Source organism: Sideroxyarcus sp. TK5 (assembly GCF_054601595.1).
In genome coordinates, this window is record NZ_BAAHSJ010000009.1 from 23,921 (window position 1) to 31,297 (window position 7,377).

At 49.7% G+C, this 7,377-nt stretch carries 4 protein-coding genes; all 4 read left to right on the top strand.

All coding sequences use genetic code 11. The features are described from left to right. The first annotated feature begins 353 nt into the window (after positions 1-353). The 4 genes from ACYPYQ_RS12760 (at position 354) to ACYPYQ_RS12775 (ending at position 6,673) form a co-directional block, all read left to right on the top strand. Positions 354-668, top strand: coding sequence for a hypothetical protein (locus ACYPYQ_RS12760; protein ID WP_459724271.1), 315 nt, complete (start codon positions 354-356; stop codon positions 666-668). Beyond that, entirely contained in the window at positions 661-1,758 is a 1,098-nt protein-coding gene (locus ACYPYQ_RS12765; protein ID WP_459724272.1) for a tyrosine-type recombinase/integrase, read from the top strand. The genes ACYPYQ_RS12760 and ACYPYQ_RS12765 overlap by 8 nt, the downstream gene beginning before the upstream one ends. Positions 1,759-2,065: 307 nt before the next feature. After that, on the top strand, positions 2,066-4,648 hold the full coding sequence (locus ACYPYQ_RS12770; protein WP_459724273.1) for a hypothetical protein: 2,583 nt from the start codon (positions 2,066-2,068) through the stop codon (positions 4,646-4,648). Positions 4,649-4,690: 42 nt separating this feature from the next. Next, entirely contained in the window at positions 4,691-6,673 is a 1,983-nt protein-coding gene (locus ACYPYQ_RS12775; RefSeq protein WP_459724274.1) for a hypothetical protein, read from the top strand. The last annotated feature ends 704 nt before the right edge of the window (positions 6,674-7,377 follow it).

Here is a 7,377-nt window from a genome sequence, read left to right on the forward strand (position 1 = left end):
CCATCAAATCAAAAGTTTGATGGGTTTTTTATTTTGCATACTTTTGCACTATTTTGCATGTTTTGCCATACTCAGTGTGGCAACAGTGTGGCAAAGAACTAATCGAACCATTCTCTGGGAAATTTTGGCGCAACCTAAAACTAAATCTACCAAGCAAACTTGACAATTTAAATCGTCCGAAATAATCTACGCCCCGTCTCCCGCATGGGACATTAAAGACGCAGTGCATTTCAAAGCAAGGTCTAAGCCTTATTGTGTCATCTTGTTAAGATGGCCCGTTCCCCCAAGAAATTCGACGAAGGGGGGGCGGAACAAGTCGCTAAATTTTCCCTTACGGGAGAAGGGCTTGTTCAATGAAGACCTACTCAGTTGACGATCTTTCTGTCATTCTAAAAAAATCCAAATCGTCGATATATTCTGACGCATCGCGCAATCCATCGGTCTTGCCGCCGATATTGCGTATCCCTGGTTCAAAGAAATTACTTTTTGTTGGCGTAGAAGAGTGGATGGAACGATTCATTGTTGTTGCGATTGCTCCTGATCCAAATCAGGCTCGGCTGCGATTGGGTGCCCCCACAAAACGTGAGCGTCTCATGCGTGCACGACTCACCTGCAACAACAAGAGTGCAGGTGGCACAACACTGCGAGGAGGGGGCTTCGATGAATAAATTTAGCACAACGCAATCGACTCCGAAAACAATTGGTGCCAAGCCAGGTCGAGTAGGCGGTAAAAACAGCACTTATCAATCCGGTGGCTTTATCCCCAAGCGGCTGAATAACGAAATCGAGGTGTTGCTTCAGAAGCACAAAGATCTCGCAGTCCATAAGGACAAGAAGGTTGGTCAGGGGAGTCAAGATAAAAGAAGAACTGTTATCAAAGGCTTCTTCGCGGACGTTTGGAGGCTGAAATTCAAGATTGAGAGTGTTCGCAGTCTGAAAGAAAAGCATTTGCATGCGGTTTTCAGATATTTGGAATCACAGGGGCAGTCCCCCTCTACCATCCAGAACAAGATTTCAATCATGAGGGGCTTCTGTGAATGGATTGGGAAGCCCGGAATGGTTCGGAATTCTGTTCACTATGTAAATGATAAGGCGTCTGTGACGCGGACGATGGTTGCCCGTGAAGACAAGTCTTGGGACGGGAAGGGCGTGGATATTCAGCAGATATTGGAGAAGGTTCGAGCGAAGGATAAGTATGTTGCTATCGAGCTGGAGCTCTGTCTGGCATTCGGTTTGAGGGTTAAGGAAGCGATGATGTTGCGGCCATTGGCCTGTCGGGACGGTAGCGGAGAATTCATCCACGTCAGGGAAGGGACGAAAGGGGATAGACCGAGGGTGGTACCGATCGAGAATGCCATTCAGCGAAATCTTCTGGACCGTGCTGTTGAAATCATGGACAAAAAGACAGGCTTCTTTGGGGGGCGAGGCAAGACTCTGGAGCAGAAAAGAAATCGTTTCTACTATGTCCTTAAGTGTTGCGGGGTAACTTTGAACGATCAGGATATCTCGGCACACGGTTTGCGCCACCAGTATATGCAGGAGAGCTTCAAGGGACTGTTGGGTATCGATGCGCCAGTCAAGGGGGGAAATCTCTCAGAAGTAGATCCGGACGAATTCCATGTGGCAAGCCAGAAGCTGATGGAAAGGGCTGGGCATACCAGGGTGACAATCGGAGCTTCATATTATGGCAGCCGTAGGATCCATAAGGCGAATCCTGATCAAGCTGAAAATCAGGGGCTTTCTAGGGGTGATGAATAATCTCGTTATCCATAAGTGAAGTCATATAGGGTGAATTATGAGAGGGGCTGCTTTCCGGAATTGGGTGGCAGCCCCACCTCATGATTTCGTTGTCATGCCTATGGCCTTGTTGGTGCATGGTGCAACAACTTTCAATTTAAGGGCTTTAACAGGAATGCCTGTAGTTCAGGCTAAAAGAGTCACAATTTGCTTTGCTCAGTAACGGCTGCTCCTCAACACATACCAGACCGTTGGCTAAGGCGGACAAGCCAAGTCTATCCAATGGGGTAATATCTGCCTTAGTGGGAATAAATATAGTCAGTAAATCATGTCCAATCTGATCGAAGGTTTGCGCCAAAACATCCGAAAGTTGAAACCGGATGGTGACGACGGTTTTGAGGGGCTCATGGCCGCCGTTTTGAGTGACTTAACCAAGCGAAGCTTTACACTGTCAAGCGCAGGTTCGCAATACGGCAGAGATGGTCAATCCGCCTTGGATGGCGGATCTATTGTGTTTGAGGCGAAGCGCTACGACGGTTCAGTCCCTAAAGACAAAGTCTACACTAAGATTTTCGAGATCGCTGCGGACAAGACTAGTACCACCGAGCTTTATATTCTGGGAGCAACCTGCCCCATTCCCGCTCAGCATGTCACTACTCTAAAAGGTGGGGCGGAGCTACTTTCAATGGAGTTGCTGGTACTAGCATGGCCGAAAACAGGCTTAGCTGAACTCGCTGTTCTATTAGCGATGGCCCCAGGAGTTTCTGCACAGTTCATCGCCCAGCACGCGTCGGTTATTGAAGCTGAAGTTACAAAGCAATTATCGGAAGTTCAGTCGCACCCTCAATACCAGGTGCGATCTGCGGAACTGTGGACGAAATTGCGGCAGCCTAGCATCGCACCAGCTTATGCGTTAAGAGACAACATAGCTTGGCTGTCATCGGCTTTCTCTGACAGGAATGTCGCCCGTAGCGTTTTCGGGCAAGCCCTCAGCCCTATAGATGCATCAATCTCAGGCACGCTTGATCGTACAAGTCTCAGGGCAAAGGTGGCCAATGCTGTATTCGCCAAACCTGACGGTGCAGTCACTGCGCTCCTTGGTGCCGACGGTAATGGCAAGTCTTGGATATTCGCGCAGGCATGGAGTCTTCAACCCAATCGCCCGCTGACCGTAGTTATCGTTCCCAACGATATCAATGCCCTGCCGTCGCCCGAATATTGCCAAGACCTCCTAATCACGAAGCTCCTCACCCAGACGAGTGAGACTCGCAAATCCGATGCCAGAGAACGTTGGCTGAGACACTTCGATCGCTGGCAAAACAACACTGAGACGTCATTACCAAGACTGGTTGTACTCATGGATGGAGTCAATCAGCGTGAAAATGTCGACTGGCTTCGGTTCATAGACACCATGAGTTCGGTGGTCGCTCAACTTGGCGGCAGATTCGTCTTTAGCTGTCGCCGTTTCTTCTATTGCGACAATCTTGAAGGCAAGCTTGTCAGCCGGATAGTCGAAATCGATGTTCCTGAATGGACCGATGAAGAGTTGGAATGGCTTCTGAACGAGCGTGGAACCTCGATTTCCGCCCTTGATTCACCCATCGTCCGTAGTCTGAGAAATCCACGCATTTTTGGTGTTGCGGCCGCTCTCTTTAAGGCAGAAGAGATCATGGGGTTTGGTGAGTTGAGCGTTAGCCGGTTACTTTTTGAGCATATCCGTAGCGGGAGTGCAACGGAGGGCATTCCCGTTTCACCCAAGCAGTTTTCTGCTGATATCTGCACACATGCGGAAAGCATCGTTCAGCGACTCAAGCAGCAAGATAACGACAGTCTAAGCGAATTCGATATGCCCGCACGTGTAACGGCTGGTCGCCCCAACCAGGCCCTTTGTGAGCAATTTGTCGTTACATCTGCTGGGCGGTTCTTCGAAGTGCGGGATGACAATCCCAATAAGTACTCGCTAAAGGATGAGGGGTTGCCGCTAGCTCTGGGACTAGCGCTGGTCAGGACAGCGAAGGATGCGTTAAGGAAAAATAAGAGTGTTGATGAAGCGCTCTCGAATATTCTCGATCCAATTGCTGCGTTAGACAGAACGAGCGACATCCTACTTGGAGCTATTCTATCGACCGTGCTTGAAGGAGCACCCAAGGAAATTGTGGCGCCACTGGTACGTTCTTTCGTTAGGTTGCAAAACCTAGACGCCGTGCGCTATCCAGAATTTCGCAGCTTGTTTAATCGCAGTCCAGAAGCGTTTCTTGAGGCGCTTGAGGATTCTGTATTGACCCGCGATGTTACTTCTAACTTGTCTTGGCTGACTGACGCTGTAAATGAATTGCAGGGAAACGAAACATTTGAAGTTGCCCTTACGGTTGCCATTCATCGTTGGCTCAATATGTATTCATTGTCCCCGGAACGAATGGTGCTGGTTTCCAATAGCCCAGAACATGCTGAGGAGCGGAAGAAGAAGTGGATAGAGCGCGAACATAAATTGCTCGAAACCATGGCATCATTATCGCAAACGGAGCAAGACCTTCTTTCCGGGATGGTCCGGGAGGACCGTGGCAATTACAGTCAGCTCAATCTCCATGCCTTCCAAATCTTGGCTGGTCGACGTCTCGCGCCTTTCGCCGAGAGCCTGAGGAATTGGTGTTTCGCCGCATCGCTCAACGGCGGTTTTTACGATCACCATGAAGATTTTAACAATCTCTTGCATTTCAACTTGACTGACTGGACTGCCACCAAGGATGCATTGCAGAAAGCAGCTATCGTGCTGCGCCAGAATGATATTTCAATTACTGGCCTTTGGGCGTTGGTATATATCCTACGTGCCACAGGTGACAGCAGAGACGCACTTGAAGCCGAGCAGATTGCAGAAGAACTAACAAAAGACCGTGAGCACTTCAAGGGCTAGCGACTGATTGAGGACTATTGCGCTTCAGACCCATGTGATCCATTGTCGGAGTCTCCTGAGAATATCGATAAAACAGCTAGTAGTTATAGGGCAATAAATCCTGCAGAACTGCACAAATTTATGGGGCATACGCATGACGATAGTTTTTTTACTAATGCGCAGCCAGGGCTTGCTCGATTCCGCTCTGATGTAGCGGTCGAGGTTCTTAGGGCTTTTGCGGATCAGGCTGTGACGAGGGCACAACCAGAGTTTCGCCAAGCTGTCTTCTTGCTCGCACACCATACTGTTGCTTTGGATGATCGAGTAGCTGCGCTCTATGTTGAGAAGGCACATGAAATTGCCAATGCAGTATTAGACGCTGGCCAAGATAAGAACAATGAAGCGTGGGTCCAAGCCCAATATGCACTTAGCGTGGCATTCCCCCATATGGCTGGTGATGCCCAATTTGATGCGCTTGTCACTCATCCGAAGGGAACCATTCTTATGGCCCTTTGTTACCTTTTTCAGCCAGTAGAAACGAACAGGTTGGCGCGAGGACTCAACAAGGCGCTGCAGGAGTGCAACACCGACGCACAGTTCCGTATCCTATGCTTTGCTGAATATTCCCAGACGCCCTTAACTGCACGAACCAAAGAGTTGGTACTCGGCCTTCTGGTCTCGCAAGAAAGATTAGTCCGCCTGTCCGCGCTGTCCCTTATCCGAGCTACAGCCGATCCCGTCCTTCTCACGGGGCTTGTAAAATCAGGCTGGAGTGCCGCATTACTTGATTCCGTATCAGACAAGATGGAGATATTTCATGGATCACAGGCGCTGGTGTTGGCTGCAGAACAGGGAATGATCACCCTTGAGGCGTGCCTGGCTCGCATCGCGCTTTCCGCTTATGAGAACTTGGCCGAACGACTTGGGGCTGACGCTGCAATGGAAATCGCCGGCCGTCTCACTATGGCTATTCACAGGGCAGCCGAATTTCAGATTACTACCAGTCTGCCGGAAATTGAGCAGAGCTTTGATGGCTATGATTGGCCGGTGGTCTTGCATATATCCGAAAAACAGGCGGACAACGAAACTCTTCAAGCGCAGTTTCATCGCTTCTCGGAAACAGGTGACGCGTGGTACGAACGCCAAAAGCGTAGCCAAGAAGCGACAGTCCAATTCGAGCGTGATCTAACCAAGGCTGGTGCGCAAATAATCATACAGTCAGTCACCGTTGGGCTTATTGCTAATATTGATGAGGTGACTCCAGCACTTGTCGATTCTTGGTATGCGTTCTTCCTTAAACTGGATAACAAGTCTCTCAACAACGTCCACAACATCGCTTATGTTGTCGCCGAGGTCATCTCCAAGAGAGATGCCTTAGCGGCCCTGACACTGTTCAAAATGCTGAGAACCACTTCCCCACACGTGCGTGTCACGTTCAGCCAGAGCAAGATAGACCTAGATGCCGTTACAGCATGGGAAGCCGCAGACTGCGTAGAAATGAATGCCCTGCGTTTTAGCCGACTGGACAGAATCGGCAACGACCACGACCTAGCCATGGAAGTTTTGGCGGCCATCTGGGCAAACCGCCTCGATGTCCTTCAAGACTATGTAATCGACCGACGAAAACGCCCAGAACCTGCGCATCGTGCTCGCGCAGTCATGGTGGCAGGTCTTTCACCGGATGAAGATTGGGCTGTCGAGACCATCGAGATGCTTAGCAACGAGCGGGGGTTTCTGCAGACGGCTTACCGGAGCGCAAAATATGCAATGGAACGGCATCAGTGGTCCCGCCACTGGGCTGCTCAGATGCGTACTGCAACCAATCCAGTTGACCTTTGGCGCTACGCAGTACTGCTTTCAAAAATAGTGGATGGACGGTTCATGGCATCAGAAGTGGAAGGCAGCACACTCAACCCTCTTATCAAGCGTTTCGGTACAACATTAAACGCCCCTATACGCAATCGAATTCGCAAATGGAAGGACAAACGATCCACAAAGCTGTTCGGAATGAATGTCCCGAACGAAGTCTTTCTGCCGCGCGATTAATCTTTGCTGCGATAGGAGCGATGCATTGGCAGTTCTATTCCTGTCCTTTTAAACAGTTCCTTATGACTGATTGGCTCGCCGGGTCTGGATGTGGCTGTATTGTCCAGCTAGAGTGCCCATGCGCGAGGGGTATTGGGGTCGTAGACAAGCTTGAATAGGTGCCGCGGTACCCAGCCTTGCCTTTGCCAATGGTCGGGGGGGCGTCCTCATGTGCAGGTCCCGTGAATACATAGACGTCGCCAGTTGCGCGCATGACATATTTTCTGGGATCAGTCACAGACAGTCTCGCAAAATTCAGTTGTACATTAAGAAAATAAACAATGGAAAACGGTGATTGTGTTGGGTGGGCGATTCACTTACTACGTCCAGTTTATTGGTACTCAACGGAATTATTTTGTACGGATAGTCCGTTAGGTTGGCACTGTTTGCGATACCAGCTTGATCTGAGTGTTTCGGCCGCAATAGAGTCGGCATACGATCGAAATATTGATCTGATACAAAAAAGGGCCTACTAGTAGGCCCTTTCAAAATTTCAGCGAGACGGAAGGAAAGTTGATGCAAAAAAGGGGCTACTAGTAGCCCCTTTTTTTTAGTTGACCTGCCCCCTGTAGCCCTACCACCGATCAGTAGTAAAGCCCTTGGGTTGCGAGCTTAAACTATTTCACTGCTCGATTGCATTGCTCCATCTTTGTTCTGCCGGTGCT

Coding starts and splice junctions, on each gene's coding strand:
- ACYPYQ_RS12765 (WP_459724272.1), top strand. CDS start 661: ATGAATAAATTTAGCACAACGCAATCGACTCCGAAAACAATTGGTGCC.
- ACYPYQ_RS12760 (WP_459724271.1), top strand. CDS start 354: ATGAAGACCTACTCAGTTGACGATCTTTCTGTCATTCTAAAAAAATCC.
- ACYPYQ_RS12770 (WP_459724273.1), top strand. CDS start 2,066: ATGTCCAATCTGATCGAAGGTTTGCGCCAAAACATCCGAAAGTTGAAA.